Raw genomic sequence first — 16,251 nt, 5'->3', positions numbered from 1 at the left:
CGTCGCCGGCGGGTCCGGTCTGGCGTTGTTCCAGTCGAAATTCAGTACCTCCGGCTCATACGAGGCCAAACATCGATCTGGAAATCAGCAGCAGGTGACAGTAGAGCCGCGCGCTGAAGCCATATTTGCAGGTGGACAGAGGCTGGAGCGCGACCCGCAATCCCTTCAGCGGCGCGTGATTCTTCGAGTAGACGGACACGGCGATCGGCACCAGACGTCGCAACGCGAGCGTGCGTGCGGGCTCCAGTTGACTGTCGAGCGCCAGGCTGGTGACGGACTGCATGTCGGCAGGCAGATGGAGACCTTCAAGGGTGTCGTCATGACTTCACCTCAACGACTTCGCCTCGATCCTGAGGAGAGGGCGGCAGCCCGTGTGGTCTGCGCATGCAGCAACGTAGGCGAAAAAAAGAAAAAAATAATGTTCAATAAATCAGCAAAAATCCGGAGCGGTCCACGCAAGTGAACCTGACAGAGAAGTTCGGGCATCGCGAAGTGATCTTCACCGCCGTGTTCGCCCTCCGGGGTCGGGATGATGCGCGATCGTCCAGCACAGCCTGGACGCGGGGGAAATATTGGAGGACTCTTTGTTCATTTTTTCGTCGCTATCGTGCATTTACCGCGGGCCGGCCGGACTGCAAAGTAACCGGCTTTCATCGCAGGAAAGCAGATAGACGAATACAGGCGACACCCATCTGAACCGGCTTGATCGCGACGATGTAGTATCCTTTTCGCAGGATTTCCCTGTACGCGGCATATCTGGACGTCTTCGATGGCGGTCAATCGATCCCGGTGGGGGAGGCCCCAGGGGAACAGCATGAGGGGCTTGCTTCTGGCATGGGCATGCGCGTGTATGCCATCGATTGCCACGGCGCAGGGCGCGTTGACCGATCCCGCGCCTGGGGCCTCAGTGGTCGCCCAGGACTATCTGACCGAAGCGAAGCGTGTCATCGACGCCGCAGCGCAACCCGCCCCACCCTGGAACGGACCACGAAACGGGCCGCGCGCCGCATCTGGAAAACGCATCGCCGTCGTCGCCGAGGATCTGCGCAACGGCGGCATCCTCGGCGTGGTCGACGGTGTGCTGGAGGCGGTCAGCGTCATAGGCTGGAACGTGAAGATATTCGACTCCGGTGGCATGCCGGACCTGCGGTTGAAGATGCTTGCGAATGCGCTGGCAAGTCGTCCGGACGGTCTGATCATCGTCGGCGGCGACGCACGCGCCCTGCTGCCCGCACTGCAGCAGTTTGCCGCGCGGAACATTCCGATCGTCGGCTGGCATGTCGCGGCACACGCGGGACCGGTGCCTGGCACGCCCGTGGCGATGAACGTGTCGACGGATCCGCTCGAGGTCGCGCGCGTTACCGCGCTGGCGGCCATCGCGCAGTCCGGCGGGCATGCGGGAGTGGTCATCTTCACCGACAGCAGTTACCGGATCGCGCAAGACAAAGCGGATGCAATGGCTGCCGTCGTTCGCGCGTGCAGCGGCTGCACCTTGCTCGAAGTGCGCGACGTAGCAATTTCGCGCAGCCAGGAACTGATGCCGGGCACGACACGCGCCTTGCTCGCGCGTTATGGCAGACGATGGACGCATGCGCTGGCGATCAACGACATCTACTTTGACTACGCCGCCCCGGTACTAACCCAGGCCGGAATGCCGAACACCGCCATGGTCATGTTGTCGGCCGGCGACGGCAGCGAGTCTGCCTTCCTACGCATCCGGACGGGCACGTTCCAGACGGGCACAGTGGCCGAGCCCCTGAATCTGCACGGCTGGCAGCTGGTCGACGAGATGAACAGGCTCTTCGCCGGGGAACGCGTCACGGGTTATATATTTCCGGTTCATCTCGTGACGGCGGATAACATCGCCGTGGACGGTGGCAATCACCTGCTCTACGATCCCGCCAACGGCTATCGCGATATCTATCGCCGCATCTGGCAACGCCCGTGAAACTTCCGCTTCCACAGTCGCTCACCGCGCAGTTCGCGCTCGTGGTTTCGTGCCTGGTCGCCCTGGTGGTCGCGGTCGGGGCCACGACCATCTATTCGTTGGCCGGTTCGGCCCACGCGATCGGCCAGTTGGCCGAAGAGCGACTGGCGCGCCTGCAGGATGCACAGGACCTGGCGCAGCACACGGTGAAGATCGAACGCCTTGCCTTGCAGTTATCCAGTGACGATACGGTTGGCGCCGTGCGCGAGACGCACCGGCAGGTCATCGAGCAGCTGGCATCCTTCGACCGCCTGGTGGACCGCCTGGCTTCCGGGACTGTGAGCGATGGCGTCGGTGTCGACGCGCTGGAGATGCATCGATCGAGCCAGCGCTTCCGCAATACGGCCAACATCGCGGCGCAGGTGCGCGAAACTGCGCTGGGCACCGGAGCCGCGTCGGACTCTGCGCCGCGGCCCGGCGTGTCATTGGCGAGCCTCGACGATGATCTGCGCCGCCAGGCTGACGCCCTGGCCATCGCGGCACGTCAGCAATCGGACTATTACACGCGCGACTACCTTGAAGCGGTGCGCAATGTTGCCGAAGAGTCGGACCGCACCCGTAGCTGGGTCATTGGCGAAGTCGCAGTGAGCCTGCTGCTCGCCTGGCTGATCGCCCGCGTATTCCTCGGTCGCCACGTCGTCGCACGGCTGCGCCAGGTCAGCCACACCCTTCGGCACGGTGACGTCGACAGCGCGCAGGCCGGCGTCCCCGTGCACGGCGGCGACGAGATTGCCGACATGGCGCGCGCCGTGGAACAGTTCCTCGAAGACCGGCGTCAGCGCAGGCAGGCCGAGGATGCGGTGAAGGAGCTTAACGCCGAACTCGAGGCGCGCGTCACCCAGCGCACGGCCGAACTCAGCACGGCGCTTGCAGGCCAGGCGGCCGAGATCGTCGAACGCCAGCATGCCGAAGAGGCTGCGCGAGCAAGCGAACTCTTCCTGGACAGCATCATCGAGAACATCCCGGACACGATTTTCGTCAAGGATGCGGCGACGCTGCGCTTCGTGCGCTTTAACAAGGCGGGCGAACAACTGCTCGGCTATCGGCGCGAGGAACTCATCGGCAAGTCTGTCCACGAGCTGTTTCCGGCGCAGGAGGCCGAGTTCTTTGCGCTGAAGGACCGTGCGGTGCTGGAGTCGCGACAGATGGTCGATGTGCCGGAGGAGCCGGTTCAGACGCGTCATGGACCGCGCCTTGTGCACACGATGAAGATCCCGATCGTCGACGTGCGCGGCGAGCCGCAGTTCCTGCTCGGGATCTCACGCGACATCACGGAGCACAAGCGTGCCGAAGAGGAACTGCGGCGCCATCGCGAGCACCTCGAAGACATGATCCTGGAGCGAACGGCTGAACTGGCTGTCGCCAAGGAACACGCCGAGGCGGCCAACCAGGCCAAGAGCGACTTTCTTGCGCACATGAGCCATGAGCTGCGCACGCCGTTGAATGGGATTCTGGGCTATGCGCAGATCCTCAGACGCGACAAAAGCCTCGATCAACGACAGATCGACGGACTCGCGGTGATCCAGCGCAGCGGCGAACACCTGCTTACACTCATCAACGACATCCTGGATATGGCCAAAATCGAGGCTGGAAAGATGGAGTTCAACCTCTCGGACATTCAGCTCGACCGGTTCATCTATTTCATCGCCGAGACGATTCGGGTGAAGGCAACGGAAAAGGGCCTGGACTTCGCTTGCGAGATGGCGCCCGATCTGCCGGCGGGCGTAAGGATCGATGAAATACGGCTGCGCCAGGTGCTGCTCAACCTGCTCTCCAATGCAATCAGGTTTACCGAGAAGGGGAGCGTGAGCCTGCACGTCAGTTTCCAGCAGCCCGGCCGGCTGCGTTTCGAAGTGCAGGACACCGGCATCGGCATAGACGAGGCGCAGCTTGAGGCGATCTTCCGGCCTTTCGAGCAAGTGAGCGACGCCCCGCACCGGCTTGGCGGCACGGGGCTGGGCCTCGCCATCAGCCGGCACCTTGTGCGCCTGATGGGCGGCGAGATCCATGTGGAGAGCCACCGCGGAGCTGGCAGCGCCTTCTCGTTCGAGCTCGATGTCCAGGTGGTGGTACCTCAGGTACCTGTTGTTCCGCCCGAACGGACGATCAGCGGATACAAGGGTCCGCGCAAGACCGTCCTGGTCGTGGATGACGTGGCGGAAAACCGTGCCGTGGCGGTCGATATGCTTGGCCCGCTCGGATTCGACACTGCCCAGGCCAGTGATGGACTGGAAGCTTTGGAGAAAGCGAAATCCCTGCGACCGGCGCTCGTCCTGATGGATGTCGTCATGCCCGGGATGGACGGGCTCGAAGCCACGCGCCGCCTGCGCCAGATGCCGGAGTTCCGCGATCTGCCTATCGTCGCAGTCTCCGCTGGCGCCGCGGGGACCGATGCGGCGCAAAGCCTCGCGGCCGGTGCAACTGCCTTTCTGCCAAAACCGATCGACTTCAGCAGGCTGTTGTCACAGGTCGCGGCCGTCCTGAATGTCGAGTGGAGTGACGAACTTCGGGAGGCGCAAGCCACCGAACAGGGCCGAACAGCCATACCCGCCGCCGCTCCTTCCGAAACCTTGATCGCGCCGCCGCCGGAGGAGATCGAAGCACTACATCACCTGGCGCGACTCGGCGACATGCGTGCCATCGTGCAACACGCCGCACACGTAACCGGGCTTAACGAGCGCTATCGCCCTTTCGGCGATCACCTTTGCCGCCTGGCAAAGGGTTACCAGTCCAAGGCAATCCTGAGCTTTGTCGAGCAATTTCTGGAAAAGAGACAAGTCCCATGATCGCGACCGCAGACCCAACTATTCCCGCGTGGACATCCTCCACTTTGCGAGCATGGGCTGCTTTCAACGGGTTGTCCGGCAACGTCGAATGACGACCTCCAGCTGGGCTGACCTGATATTGGTACGGCTACCGTGATCAACTTCGCCTTGCTATCGCCAATCTCAGTTCCGCGATCCGTTTCTCAATTCTCAGGATGTCGTCTTTGGGCAGAGCTTCTCCAACCCATAACTTATAGTCCAATAGTTCCCGAAGACGTACTTCGGCTGGGCTATCGTCTCTATCGATAAATATTACATCATGAGGCGTTATAGCTCGCACAACAAAAGCTGGCCGGCTACTACGCATCGGCCGGAATGATTTTGAATGAACCCCTTTCGTCACGCTTAAAGGATGAAATTCACCGATCATCAATCCTGCCTCCATAAAAACGGGCTTCGACATCGAATGCGCCTCGTCTATATATTTCGAATATTGATCTTCTTTCAGACCATTCAAGAATATGCATACCGAAAAAAGTCGCGATTTTCCAGGCGCGCAGGCAAACAACCGATGGTAAAGCGTGGGCAGCCTTTCTAATATCGAGAGGAAAACTTCGAATGGCAGTTCTTTTACATCCCATGTACAAAAGACCAATGATCCTTCGTCATGAACTGGCTTGGTAAAAGGGCAAACCGCCCCACGACGGCCCAGTTCAGCATGAGGCCTCATGATAAAACCCGCAAGCCAGTCGAGACCCGATTCAAATACCTTTCTGGTAAATTCGTCTGGGACGGATTCGATGTCTGTCGATAAGCATGCCGACCGCTCTATCTTTTTAATTTCAGAATCAAACATCGAGAGGAAAGATCCGCACGCTTCAATATCGGTCACCATGATCTAAACCGTCGATTTATTGAGAAGAAAAAATGCACGATGTGCAGGCGGCGCGTGTCAAGATACTTGTCGCCTCAGTCATGCAGCCAAGGGCTGTTTGTTGCATGAAAATGCAGATTTCAGTCCCTTTCGTCCTCTTGCGTCCGGTCCGGTAGTCCGTGTTGCTGCGCGTCTTCGATGCAGGGGCGGAACTGCGCCGTCATCGGACAGCTTTGCGCGGGCCGGTTTGGAGCCACATCCGGTGTAGCGAACTCATGTGTAGAGCTGGGGCGCGCAAGACGCCGGCGCGCTCGGCATCGAGCGTCCTCTCGTGCAAAAATTCCTCGAAATGAGCCATCACGACGTCACGCGCTGTGTGCGAGAACAACGAGTGATCCACTTTCTCCAGTATCTTTGCCGTAACGTTCGTCAGCTTTCCAAGTTCGCTACCGTTCGGTCCAAAACGGATCGCCAGTTCATCCAGCCCCGCATCGAGCGAGCCGTACACCAGCGACGTTTGCACGCCCTTGCGCTCGAGGTCCATGATGAGTTGGCGGATAGCACCCGTCGAGGTGTTCACGCCCAACCTGCCTTCGAACGGACTGCTGGCGAGCGAAGTCAGGCGCACGTACCAGCGGCGTCCCAGCTCCACGGCGATCGCACGCCCATTTGCCCGGCCGGTCAGCAGCCGGAGCCACTTTTCGGGGTTGCGGATCGAACGCCAGTACACCCGACTCGATTCGATATGGTGAGCGCCCGGCTTCGTTTGCGGGCCCCCCCAAAAGAAAAACGGCAGGTTGACCGACATGCAGCCCACCACGCGAGGATGCGCTAACGCCGTATGAATGCTGACGTATGCGCCCGTGCAGACGCCGAACGTGACAACCTCCGGGTATCCGGCCGCCGTCAGCCATTCCACTCCCGCTGTCGCGTCGGTGACCGAATGACGGGCGTACACGGCTTCGAGCGTCGGCGAATCTTCGTGATGAAGACTATCGCCGAGGCCGCCCAGGTCCATGCGTAACGAGGCGATGCCTTGCCCCGCAAGCCGTCGGGCCATCAGGACGGCAAGCCGTCCGTCGCCGACGCGATGAACGCCGCCCGTATTGACGAGCAGCACAGCGGGGGCGTGCTCCTGCGCGCAGCGCGGCTGGCAGAATACGCCGACATAGCGCCCGCCTCCGAACACGACAGGTGTCTCATGACCTGCCGCAAAATCGATCCGTGCATCGGCGGCCGGTGCAAGTATCTCCACCGCCGGCGTCGCCGGCGTGCCGGACTGAAAGCCGAGCCACTCGAGCACACTGTCGAAGGCTCGCCGAGGCGGCACGCTGAACCGTGGGTCGACCAGGAACTTGTCGTACTCGGGAAAAATCTGCACGTCCGCGCTCACACCATGACCACGATAACACTCGACCAACTGGCTCATGGGTACGCTGTCGCAGCTATCATGCAGCAGCACACGGGGCGCGGCGGGCCGCCCGCGCTGTACGAGGTCGACGGCAGCGAGTTGCTCGAGCGTGTCGGCATACAGCTGGAATCCGAACGCGCCCACGGCTCGACCGTCGTCATCCGCTTGAGCTCCTTCGCGGCCGTTTGGGGTCTTGAGCCAGCTCTGATGCTGCAAGCCCAGCTCCCGAATATAACGCTTGCCAGCGATGACGGGCGCCATCAAAACCAGGCTATCGACGTCGCCCAGTTCTTCGGCCGCGAGGACTGCCAACGTCGCCCCCAGACGCAAGCCGCACAGGATCACGCGTGTTATGCCGGTCGCAGCCCGCAGATACTCCGCCGCAGCCTTGATGCTGTCGATCCATGCGCGAAAGCGCTGCGGGTCTTCCTCGTTGCCGTCCGAATCGCCGGCTCCCGGATAGTCGAAGCGCAGAACGGGAATACCGCCCGCCACCGTCAGTGCTTCTGCAAAGTCGCGCCAGCCGCGGTGCACGCATAGCGCGTCGTAGCCGAACGGGCTGCACAGCACCATGCCCGTCGTGGCCCCGCCGCGTGCCGGCAGGTGCAGCGACCCGTAACAGCCACCAAAGGTGACCGGCCTCATTGCAGGATTCCCTGTCATGGCTACCCCCGCGTCACCCACTCGTCCTGTACGAACGGTGCGAGCGCGCTCACGAACGAATCGATACATCGAAACAGGTCAAACGTAATCAACTCTCCCGGTATCTCTATGCCCAGCGCGTCTTCAACGGCCAGCATCACACGAATCGTGCCGAGCGAGGACAAGCCAGCGGCGTAAAGGTTGTCGAAATCGCTCAAGGTTTCGACCGGCACGTCGAGGCATGCGGTTTCTGCAAGAATGCGGCGCAAATCGGCTTTCATTGGCTCCCCTATAACGCCTGTTTTTTTCAGGCATGACATCAATGCACTCATGCGCGGCGATGGCTGGCTATTCCTTGCTGGGATCTGGCACAAACCTCAGGCGGCAACCTCGCCGCGTGCGCACTGTCCGGCGAGAGCCATTCTGTCGATTTTCCCGTTCACGTTAAGCGGGAACGCATCGATGGCAACGATCCGTTGCGGCACCGCGTAGACCGGCAAGCGTTGCCGGCACGCCCGCAGAACCAGCGCGATCTCAACCCGGGCGTTTGCCACGAAGGCGACGAGGCCGGTGGCTCGCCCGACTTCATCGAGCGGCCACGGGATCACCGCGCACAGCGCAGCATGGCTGCACGCTTGCACGACATGTTCGACTTCTTCCAGCTCGACCCGGTTGCCGCGAATCTTGACCTGCGTATCGAGACGTCCCTGAAACACGATTCCGTGTTGCGTCGTTGCGCGCGCGGCGTCGCAGCTTCGATACCAGCGTTGCCCACGCCGGCCCGGATAAGTCTTCGCCACGAACCTGCTATTGCCGGCTTCGTCAGGCGACAGATAGCCGCCGGCAAGCTGCGGGCCACCGATCAGCAACTCGCCCGTCTGCTGCGCGGCGACCGGTTCGAGCCCGGCATCCACGATCATCAGTTCCACCCCAGGAAGCGCCCAGCCGAGCGGCATGACCGTGTGCTGCGGATCGTCGAGGAATCCGGCGGTGACCTCGAAGCACGTGCAGGCGATGGTCGCTTCGGTCGGCCCGTACATGTGCAGGACCCGGCTGTTCGGCGCAGCGCGCATCCACGCCAGCGCCAGCGAGCGAGGCAACGGCTCGCCGCCGAACAGCGACATTCGAACACTTGGGAAGGCACCCGGCGTCAGCTTGCGCATTTGCTGCATGAAGCCGGCCACGGACGGCACGCTGTTCCAGTGTGTAATCTCGTGACGCTTGATGAAGTCCGCGTTATAGACAGGATCGACGGTGTGAGGCACGTACAGGCAGCCGCCGTTCGCCCAGCAGACAAACATGTCGTGCACGGACGGATCGAAGCTCAGCTCGCAGAACTGCACATAGCGCGCATCGCGCGCTTTATCGTCAAGTTGCAATTGGCCCGTCACATACGCATCGGCGTTCGCATGCGTGATCGGCACGCCCTTCGGCGCGCCCGTCGAGCCAGAGGTAAAGAGTACGTAAGCGACGTCGTGCACGGTGCCCCGGTGTTGCACATACGGCGCGGCTGGCAACGACGACAGAGTGGCGGCAACGGAGGGCAGATATGGATCATCCGCGTCTTCGTCGAGCACGAAGATCTGCGGGCGTTCGTCGAGCAAGGACAGCACTTCATCGAGCGACGCGGCACAACGCCGATCGATCAGCATCAACGGCGCACCGGACTGCTCGATGATGGCGGCGATCCGCGTAGCCGGCATCTTTGGGCTGAGCGGCACATAGGCCATACCGGCGTCGAGAATTCCCAGCACGCCAACATAGGCGGCGACGCTGCGATGCGCAAACAGCAAACATCGGCGCGCGTCGCTGGTCCGTGCAACCGCTGCCAGTCCCGCAGACACGCGACGCGCCCTGGTTTCGATTTCGCCGTAGCTGTAAAGACGCTGATCGACCCATAACGCGGGGCTGTGCGACTGGCTCGCGGCAGAATCGAAGAAGAAGGATTGCAACATCTGACGCCCTCCGTCATTCTCAGAAAGACAGGAACCGCCGCAAGCACTAACGGTGTCAGCGGCATGCCACCCTGTTATCCGTCGACGAACCTCGCAGGTAACCTTCGCTGCCGACAGCCGGGCGGGCCAATTGCTTGCGATTAAGCATAGAGTGAAGTGGATCCCATGGTCAAGACGGAGTCTTGTAACGAGATGTGAGTCTATTTATTATGGACTGCGAAGTTAAGCGCACGAGCATGCCTCCGCCAGCCGGCCTTGCGCCACGCACCTTGAACTGGCCGTCTAGTTGGGGCTCCGCCCCCTTTGGCCAAAGGGGGGCGAACAAAGAGAACGCCACAACGTAAGATGAGACGCCAGGATGTAAGAGGGCACGAGTAGTCTGGCGCGGTAGAGCGTTGTGGCCGCAGTCGTTGCCGATGCTTGCGCCTGAGCGCCTAAGCCAGTTGATACAGCGAAGTCAGCACTGCGGCTAGCTCAACGAGTCTGGGACGGGAGGGCGCCATGGTCACGTGGACACCTCTTGCACGACATGGTTATCGCACTCCTGCTCAGGACGTTAGTACACCGATGGTTTGACACCACGGCCCACTTGTTGAGGCGACACTTAGCGCCCGATGGTTGATGTCTCAAGCCCTGTGTTCTTCCCACTGCTGGTCCGGTGCAATGTGAGAGCCAGCATCGATATGGAAATCGGCATCAACCGACAGGCAAGCCGCATGCTGATTCCATCAACACGGCGAGCGCGATGCCGAGTCCCTGCACCCGCACCCGATTTTTCGAACGCTGAGTAGCCGTTGTTCGAAATCGTCTGGATCAAGCGGGTTCAGATGGGCGTCACCTGCCTTCGTCCCGCAGCTTTCGTACGATGAAAGCCGGTTATTTTGCGGTCCGACCGGCCCCGCACCAAATTCACGATAGCAGCGAAAAAATGAAAAAAAAGTCCTCCAATATTTCCCCCTGCGCCCTGTCTGCGTTGGACGATTCAATTTTTCTGGAAGATGAATTCTTCATACCTGGATCCTGCTATGACCTCCTCCGTGTCGAGTGCCGCAGGCGCTGATCAAGAACCACAAGCCGCTTTCGCCTGCACCGCCTTGGTCCGGGAGTTATTGACTGGTATGGTGCGCTACATGTACCGCATTCTGAAGGCTTGGTTGTCGTGCCGTAAGGCTGACCTGGTAATAGTTTTTGTCCGCCTGAACCGGCTATGAATGGCAACTGCTGACAGCGCACAGATTGTCTATGTGGACGACCTGGATAGGCAGAAAGGGAGAGAAAACAAACGCGTTACAGTATCCCGTTGCTTGATCGTTCGAGAAGGTTTCGATGAATGCGTTGGGGTCCGGTCGGTTGTGTGCCGCAATGTGAGCGGTGATTACGTCGGGTAGTGCGTGGGTGATGTCTTCCATCGCGTTCTCCAAAGGTGTCCTGAAACCAATGATCGGACGCAGGTCTGTCAGTTCCTGTCAGAAGCAGTCCTGCCGCGCCCGGATCTCCTGCCGGCGACGGTTTACAATGGCCAGGAGCTGATAGCAATCCGTCAGTAGCTTAGTCATTTCTGAAAGGGTGCGAGGCATGTCGCGTTCGGGACGGCTCCTGGGGTTGATGGAGATACTGCGCACCAGGCGACGCCCCGTGACGGCCGCGCAACTTGCGGTCGAACTTGCGGTGTCCGAGCGAACGATTTATCGCGACATCGCTGAACTGACGGCGCAGGGCGCTCCCGTCGAAGGCAGCGCGGGCGTGGGTTATGTGCTCAAGCCGGGCCATTTCCTGCCGCCCCTGATGTTCGCGCGCGAGGAAGTGGAAGCGATCCTGCTTGGGCTGCGCTACGTCGACCAGCGGGGCGACGACGTGCTCAAATCCGCTTCCGCTGCAGCATTGGCGAAGATCATTGCGGTGCTGCCGCCGCTCGCGGGCGCCACGCTCGACGCGCCGCTTGCAATGCCGGGACCGCCGGCGCCGTTCTTTCCTGATAACGTAGTCGAACTCGACCGCTTGCGCGCGGCGATTCGTGCACAGTGCCGGCTCGAAATCGTCTATGCCGATGCGGCCGGGCGTTCCTCGCGGCGAGTGGTCTGGCCGGTGCAAATCGGTTTCATGGACAGCGCGCGCGTGCTTGCCGCATGGTGCGAACTGCGTGAAGCATTTCGCACGTTCCGGACCGACCGAATTCTCGAAGCGAAAGAAGGCGCGCGCTATCCGGGACGTCGTAGCGAGCTGATGCGGGCGCTGCATGCGCACCTGACGCTTTCCGCTCAAGCACAGCCTTCTGACAGAAACTGACAGTTGCTTGCGCGTCACTGTCCGTTTTCCAGCTCATTGATGGAGTGGTCGGTATCCCCACGAGGTGTTCGGGAGACGTCATCGACTAACATCATCGGCGCGGGCTCCTGGACGTTCGGGTTCCCCGCAATGCGCAACGATGTGCGGTGCGCGTGCCGTCTAGCGGAATGGAATGCGCTAATGGGCGGTAACGACGTGGCACAGACCCGATCCATACCTTGATCAAGATTGAGGATACGTCTATGAAAACCTCCTTCCTGAATGGCTCGACTGCACGCAGCGTCGTCGCCGCGTTGAGTCTCGCGATCGCACAACTGGCGAACGCCCATGCCTATCCAAAGCGTCAGGTGCCGCCCCCTGGGGCTAGCATGTCTGTTTCGCCAAAGGAGGTGTCGATCGATTTCGACGACGGACTCGAAGCGGAATTTAGTGCGATCACGGTGACGGATGCACAGCGCAGGTCCGTGACGCTTGGCAAGGCGATAGTCGATTCATCGAACCCGAAACACATGTCGGTGATGCTGAACCCGCTCACGCCTGGTGTGTATACAGTCACGTGGGTTGCGGTCGCCGCCGACGGGCATCGCACGGAAGCCGAATACACCTTCACGGTCAAATAGCGGCGATCTCGGTCGGTGTTGTGCTTGCATTAGGAGTTCAGCGATTCTTTCTGCAATCTTCGACGTTCAAGTCCGTTGTGCACTTCGCCCGCGATGGAAGCGCCGACGGTCGCGAATGCAGACGGGTGATGACATTGGCGCACCTGCGCCCGATGAACGCCTACATGCCGAGGAGGCGCTCAAATTGCGCGGCTTGTTCAACGTGGCCCTAAAGGAATTCGCTGCTGATGTCGACGCTCGATCGCTGGCCGATGTGGTGATAGTTCTCCTCGAGCCATACCCTGGCCTCGGTCCGTCCCTTATCACGCAAAGAGCAGAGAAAGTTCCAGTCGGCGTTGTACTTGCTCGACACACCGAGTGCGGCCATTGTCTGGTCGGACCGAATCGAGTGGATGAACATTTCCTTCATCCCGCCGGGTTCAACCTTGCCTTGCTGGATCAGCTCGGTTACGAAAGCGATTGCGCGCATCTCACGCATCAGTGACGAATTGAAGCTCACTTCGTTCATGCGGTTGAGGATATCGGCCGGTCTGGTTGGTACGCCGGGGCGCACAATCGGATTGATGTGGACAATCACTACATCGTGTGTTTCGCAGTTATAGATCAGCGGGAAAATTGCCGGGTTACCGACATAGCCTCCGTCCCAGTAATATTCGCCGTTGATCTCTACCGCCTGAAACAGGGTTGGGAGACAGGCCGAAGCAAGCACAGCCTCCATACACAGTTCATGGCCAGAAAAGATTCGCATTTTGCCGGTCTCAACATTAGTTGCGCATAGATATAGATGGATCGGGCAATGTCTGCGCAGCGCGGCGAAATCGACATGTTGGTCCAGTATCCTGCGAAGCGGATTCATGTTGTGGGGATTGAACTGGTACGGTGACAGGATGCGAAGAACGATGTCCGCCAGTAGGTACATGGGCGAGTGGTCCAGTCCGAACGTGTGGGTTCCTCTTAACCACGGTATCTTGCCGAAGGGATCGTAGCTTTCCGCCGATTGTGCAACGGCGCGCCAGAAGTCGTGCAGCGCCTGGCGCGCGTCCTCGGAATCACCCGTTAGTAGACCGTGGGCCAGCACGGCGGCATTCATCGCACCTGCACTGGTGGCGCTGACGCCTTCAATCAAAAGCCGGCCGTCTTCCAGCAGGCGGTCGAGCACGCCCCAGGTGAACGCTCCGTGCATCCCGCCGCCTTGCAGCGCGAGTGCGATCGTCTTCTGCGCGACCCGCCGTTTTCTGTTCTTTGTCGCCATAGAAAACCTCCTCAATGCCGGGTCCAGCCACGCCCCCGATTACCTACCCGTCCGTTGCGTCGCTGCGTCGCACGATGTCATGTCTCTACCGCTCGTGTCCTTAAGGCGAAACATATCGATTGAGCAACTCGAAAGTGGTGCCCTGAGACCGTGGGCGATGAATGGCTCTGCGTGTTCGCGGTTGTGCCCTCAGGCGAAAGCGGCAAGCTGACCCCGGACCAGACCATTTGTGCCTCTCTTGAACGACACGTCGGGTACGCCGGCAGCGCGCTCGGACGCCGCGGGTTGCCGGATGAATTCCGCCTGAATCCGCACGTTTACGTCGTCGCCTACGGCCGGGAACCATGTCGATAGTCCAAACCTCGCGCGGCTGAAATGGCCTTCCGCCGAGAAGCCGAGCGTGTCCTTTTTCGTCAGTGGATCGGGTGCGAAGCCGTTGAACGTCACGTCAAGCGTGACCGGTTGAGTGGTGCCGCGGATCGTCAGATCGCCGGTCAACGTGCCGCGTGCGTCTCCTGTGCGTTCGAAACGCGTGCTGACGAACCGGATCTGCGGGTAGCGCGCCACATCGAACATATCAGCGCCTTTGACGAGCTTGTCGAGGAGCGGCACATTGGTATCCGCGCTGGCGGCATCGATGGTCGCCGCGACTGAACTCCTGTCGAGCCCGCCTTCGTCCCAGTCGAGCTTTGCGGTCGCGCGATCGAAGCGCATCGTGAAGCGCGAATACCTGAAGTGATCGACGTCGAATGTAATGCTCCAGTGGTGCGGATCAAGTTCGTACTGACCTGGCGGCACTCGCGTTTCAGACTGGCTGACGGTATGCGTGACCACCCGGAGCGGCGTGCATGCAGCGACCATCGCGAGCACCGAAATCCACAATGCCCGCGCGACAATCGCATGAACGGAATGCTTCTTCATCGCTTTCATCCCTGTGCCCGACCAGCGTAACAAGAGCGCAGGCGATACGACCAACACTGGATCCAGTGAGCGTGCCGTTGATGGCCCCGCCAGCGCGGATTCGAATCAGCCACGTGACATGTCTGGATTCGGTGACGATCAGACTCCCGATTCAATGCAGCTAGCTATCTGCAGTGCATCCTGCACCAGGCCGGGTCGTGTTAACCCTCAATTTTTCGATGGCGGCACGACATAGGTCCTCACGCCGGCCAGTGGCGATCCGTATCCACCAGACTGCGCATTGTTCGGCAAACCATTGGCGAGTTGCGCACGCGGATCCGTCGGATTCAGATTCAGCTCTCCTGCCTGCCGATCACCGTGGGTGGGATACTCGCTCCCGCGTGCAGCCTGCGGCATCAACCGGGTGCTGTTCTCGGGCGCGTTGATATCGTCATATGGACTGAGACCTTGCGCCGCGACGCTGCCCGCGGCGATACACGCTACCGCTAGCAGGAGTCCTCTCAATGCCATCAGTGTTCGCGGCACGCTCGCTCTCCTGAAAACGTTTTTCATATCAGATTCCCTGCTCCGTGAAGATCGGTTTGACGTCTGGGTAGGAGGTTTCGGTGACGTTGTTCGGGCCGTTCGGCTATGCCTCGATCAGTTCATCAATTGACCTCCGCGCGGGTCATGTCTTGAGCAGCCGCGCCCGGTGACGCGAGAATGACCAGAGCAATGGTGACCGCGACAAACTTCTTCTCTGCAGATTCCTGAGCGTGATGTGCGATATGCAATGTAGACGCCGTTTCGTCGCTGAATATTCCCGCGTCTTCAATAAAACACATTTGACCGGCCGCAAAGTCAGTTCGCCGTCGGCTCGCCAGCATCGGGTGGCGGGTCGGTATTTGCCACCGATTCTGATTACGTCGCCGTGACGCGCGTGCCAATGCGATCCTGGTGCGCGGCCCCTTCAGCCAATCAGGGCGCGAACCGGTTGCGCCGACCCCACGACCACATTCGAAATGTGCGGCGGGCTGGAATAAAACGGACGACCTGGCAGTCTATGCATTGAATCCAGTCGGGAGACCCGTCGGATAGTCTGGCGGCCTACCTTCTGAATCTAATCGTGAGGGCACTATGTCGTCAGATCTTCCGTCCGATCCGTCGCGCCGCGGCGCGTTGAAATGTCTCGCCTTCGGTGGCGTAGGCACCGTGTTTGTCCTGGCCGGCGGTATTCTCACGCCGGTGGAATTAGCCCTCGCCGCAACGGCGAACGATTCGTCAGCTGCTTCGGGTGTTCCCCTATTCCTGCAGATCAGCGACAGTCATATTGGCTTCAACAAGGAAGCCAATCCGGATGTCGCGGGCACGCTCAGGCAGACGATTGACTTCGTCAACGCGATGCCGGTCAAACCGGCGCTGACGATTCACACCGGCGACATTACGCATCTTTCCAAACCTGAAGAGTTCGACCTCGCGGCCCAATTGATGTCGGGCCTGAATATCACCGAGTTGCATACGGTGCCCGGCGAACATGACGTGACCGACGGACCAGGGAC

General features: G+C 60.4%; 14 protein-coding genes. 5 read left to right on the top strand and 9 right to left on the bottom strand.

Annotated elements, in window-relative coordinates; all coding sequences use genetic code 11:
• Positions 1-55 precede the first annotated feature (55 nt).
• Complete coding sequence (locus P3T23_RS24150; RefSeq protein WP_429318648.1) at positions 56-283, bottom strand: hypothetical protein; 228 nt, start codon at positions 281-283, stop codon at positions 56-58.
• 531 nt (positions 284-814) lie between these two features.
• Between P3T23_RS24150 and P3T23_RS24145 the strand changes: the two genes are divergently transcribed.
• A complete protein-coding gene (locus P3T23_RS24145; RefSeq protein WP_429318647.1) occupies positions 815-1,948 on the top strand; it encodes a substrate-binding domain-containing protein in 1,134 nt (377 codons plus the stop codon).
• The gene (locus P3T23_RS24140; RefSeq protein WP_429318646.1) at positions 1,945-4,773 is read left to right on the top strand and encodes an ATP-binding protein; all 2,829 of its coding nucleotides are present in this window, start codon (positions 1,945-1,947) and stop codon (positions 4,771-4,773) included. The genes P3T23_RS24145 and P3T23_RS24140 overlap by 4 nt, the downstream gene beginning before the upstream one ends.
• Positions 4,774-4,909: 136 nt before the next feature.
• Here the strand turns inward: P3T23_RS24140 and P3T23_RS24135 are convergent, their stop codons facing one another.
• From P3T23_RS24135 to P3T23_RS24120, 4 genes are all read right to left on the bottom strand, one after another.
• A complete protein-coding gene (locus P3T23_RS24135) occupies positions 4,910-5,647 on the bottom strand; it encodes a DUF6875 domain-containing protein (protein WP_429318645.1) in 738 nt (245 codons plus the stop codon).
• A gap of 199 nt (positions 5,648-5,846) precedes the next feature.
• A complete protein-coding gene (locus tag P3T23_RS24130) occupies positions 5,847-7,682 on the bottom strand; it encodes an alpha/beta fold hydrolase (protein ID WP_429318644.1) in 1,836 nt (611 codons plus the stop codon).
• A gap of 20 nt (positions 7,683-7,702) precedes the next feature.
• Positions 7,703-7,960: an acyl carrier protein gene (locus P3T23_RS24125; protein ID WP_429318643.1), complete on the bottom strand. Its 258-nt coding sequence runs from the start codon at positions 7,958-7,960 to the stop codon at positions 7,703-7,705.
• Positions 7,961-8,056: 96 nt separating this feature from the next.
• Positions 8,057-9,634 (bottom strand): amino acid adenylation domain-containing protein, encoded by a 1,578-nt coding sequence (locus tag P3T23_RS24120; RefSeq protein WP_429318642.1) that lies wholly within the window; start codon positions 9,632-9,634, stop codon positions 8,057-8,059.
• Positions 9,635-11,209: 1,575 nt separating this feature from the next.
• Between P3T23_RS24120 and P3T23_RS24115 the strand changes: the two genes are divergently transcribed.
• Together P3T23_RS24115 and P3T23_RS24110 are read left to right on the top strand one after the other, a co-directional pair.
• Positions 11,210-11,920 (top strand): helix-turn-helix transcriptional regulator, encoded by a 711-nt coding sequence (locus P3T23_RS24115; protein ID WP_429318641.1) that lies wholly within the window; start codon positions 11,210-11,212, stop codon positions 11,918-11,920.
• Positions 11,921-12,162: 242 nt separating this feature from the next.
• Complete coding sequence (locus P3T23_RS24110; protein ID WP_429318640.1) at positions 12,163-12,540, top strand: copper resistance CopC family protein; 378 nt, start codon at positions 12,163-12,165, stop codon at positions 12,538-12,540.
• A gap of 208 nt (positions 12,541-12,748) precedes the next feature.
• On the opposite strand, the gene P3T23_RS24105 is transcribed toward P3T23_RS24110, so the two are convergent.
• The 4 genes from P3T23_RS24105 to P3T23_RS24090 form a co-directional block, all read right to left on the bottom strand.
• The gene (locus P3T23_RS24105) at positions 12,749-13,792 is read right to left on the bottom strand and encodes a patatin-like phospholipase family protein (RefSeq protein ID WP_429318639.1); all 1,044 of its coding nucleotides are present in this window, start codon (positions 13,790-13,792) and stop codon (positions 12,749-12,751) included.
• Between the two features lie 189 nt (positions 13,793-13,981).
• Positions 13,982-14,713, bottom strand: coding sequence for a YceI family protein (locus P3T23_RS24100; protein ID WP_429318638.1), 732 nt, complete (start codon positions 14,711-14,713; stop codon positions 13,982-13,984).
• A gap of 207 nt (positions 14,714-14,920) precedes the next feature.
• The gene (locus P3T23_RS24095) at positions 14,921-15,223 is read right to left on the bottom strand and encodes a hypothetical protein (RefSeq protein WP_429318814.1); all 303 of its coding nucleotides are present in this window, start codon (positions 15,221-15,223) and stop codon (positions 14,921-14,923) included.
• Positions 15,224-15,360: 137 nt separating this feature from the next.
• Positions 15,361-15,537: a hypothetical protein gene (locus P3T23_RS24090; RefSeq protein ID WP_429318637.1), complete on the bottom strand. Its 177-nt coding sequence runs from the start codon at positions 15,535-15,537 to the stop codon at positions 15,361-15,363.
• A 292-nt stretch (positions 15,538-15,829) separates the two neighbouring features.
• Here P3T23_RS24090 and P3T23_RS24085 point away from each other — a divergent pair.
• Positions 15,830-16,251: metallophosphoesterase family protein (locus P3T23_RS24085; protein WP_429318636.1), on the top strand; the 422-nt coding region annotated here is incomplete at its 3' end.

The organism is Paraburkholderia sp. GAS448 (assembly GCF_050435685.1).
Classification (GTDB): domain Bacteria; phylum Pseudomonadota; class Gammaproteobacteria; order Burkholderiales; family Burkholderiaceae; genus Paraburkholderia.
The sequence above is the reverse complement of the archived record's forward strand: the minus strand, read 5'-3'. Positions and strand labels throughout refer to the sequence as shown.

Bases quoted from the DNA above. Each gene is read 5' to 3' on its own strand.
- P3T23_RS24095 (WP_429318814.1), bottom strand. From the start codon at position 15,223: ATGGCATTGAGAGGACTCCTGCTAGCGGTAGCGTGTATCGCCGCGGGC.
- P3T23_RS24100 (WP_429318638.1), bottom strand. From the start codon at position 14,713: ATGAAGAAGCATTCCGTTCATGCGATTGTCGCGCGGGCATTGTGGATT.
- P3T23_RS24115 (WP_429318641.1), top strand. From the start codon at position 11,210: ATGTCGCGTTCGGGACGGCTCCTGGGGTTGATGGAGATACTGCGCACC.
- P3T23_RS24105 (WP_429318639.1), bottom strand. From the start codon at position 13,792: ATGGCGACAAAGAACAGAAAACGGCGGGTCGCGCAGAAGACGATCGCA.
- P3T23_RS24125 (WP_429318643.1), bottom strand. From the start codon at position 7,960: ATGAAAGCCGATTTGCGCCGCATTCTTGCAGAAACCGCATGCCTCGAC.
- P3T23_RS24150 (WP_429318648.1), bottom strand. From the start codon at position 283: ATGCAGTCCGTCACCAGCCTGGCGCTCGACAGTCAACTGGAGCCCGCA.
- P3T23_RS24135 (WP_429318645.1), bottom strand. From the start codon at position 5,647: ATGGTGACCGATATTGAAGCGTGCGGATCTTTCCTCTCGATGTTTGAT.
- P3T23_RS24130 (WP_429318644.1), bottom strand. From the start codon at position 7,682: ATGAGGCCGGTCACCTTTGGTGGCTGTTACGGGTCGCTGCACCTGCCG.
- P3T23_RS24110 (WP_429318640.1), top strand. From the start codon at position 12,163: ATGAAAACCTCCTTCCTGAATGGCTCGACTGCACGCAGCGTCGTCGCC.
- P3T23_RS24145 (WP_429318647.1), top strand. From the start codon at position 815: ATGAGGGGCTTGCTTCTGGCATGGGCATGCGCGTGTATGCCATCGATT.
- P3T23_RS24090 (WP_429318637.1), bottom strand. From the start codon at position 15,537: ATGTGTTTTATTGAAGACGCGGGAATATTCAGCGACGAAACGGCGTCT.
- P3T23_RS24120 (WP_429318642.1), bottom strand. From the start codon at position 9,634: ATGTTGCAATCCTTCTTCTTCGATTCTGCCGCGAGCCAGTCGCACAGC.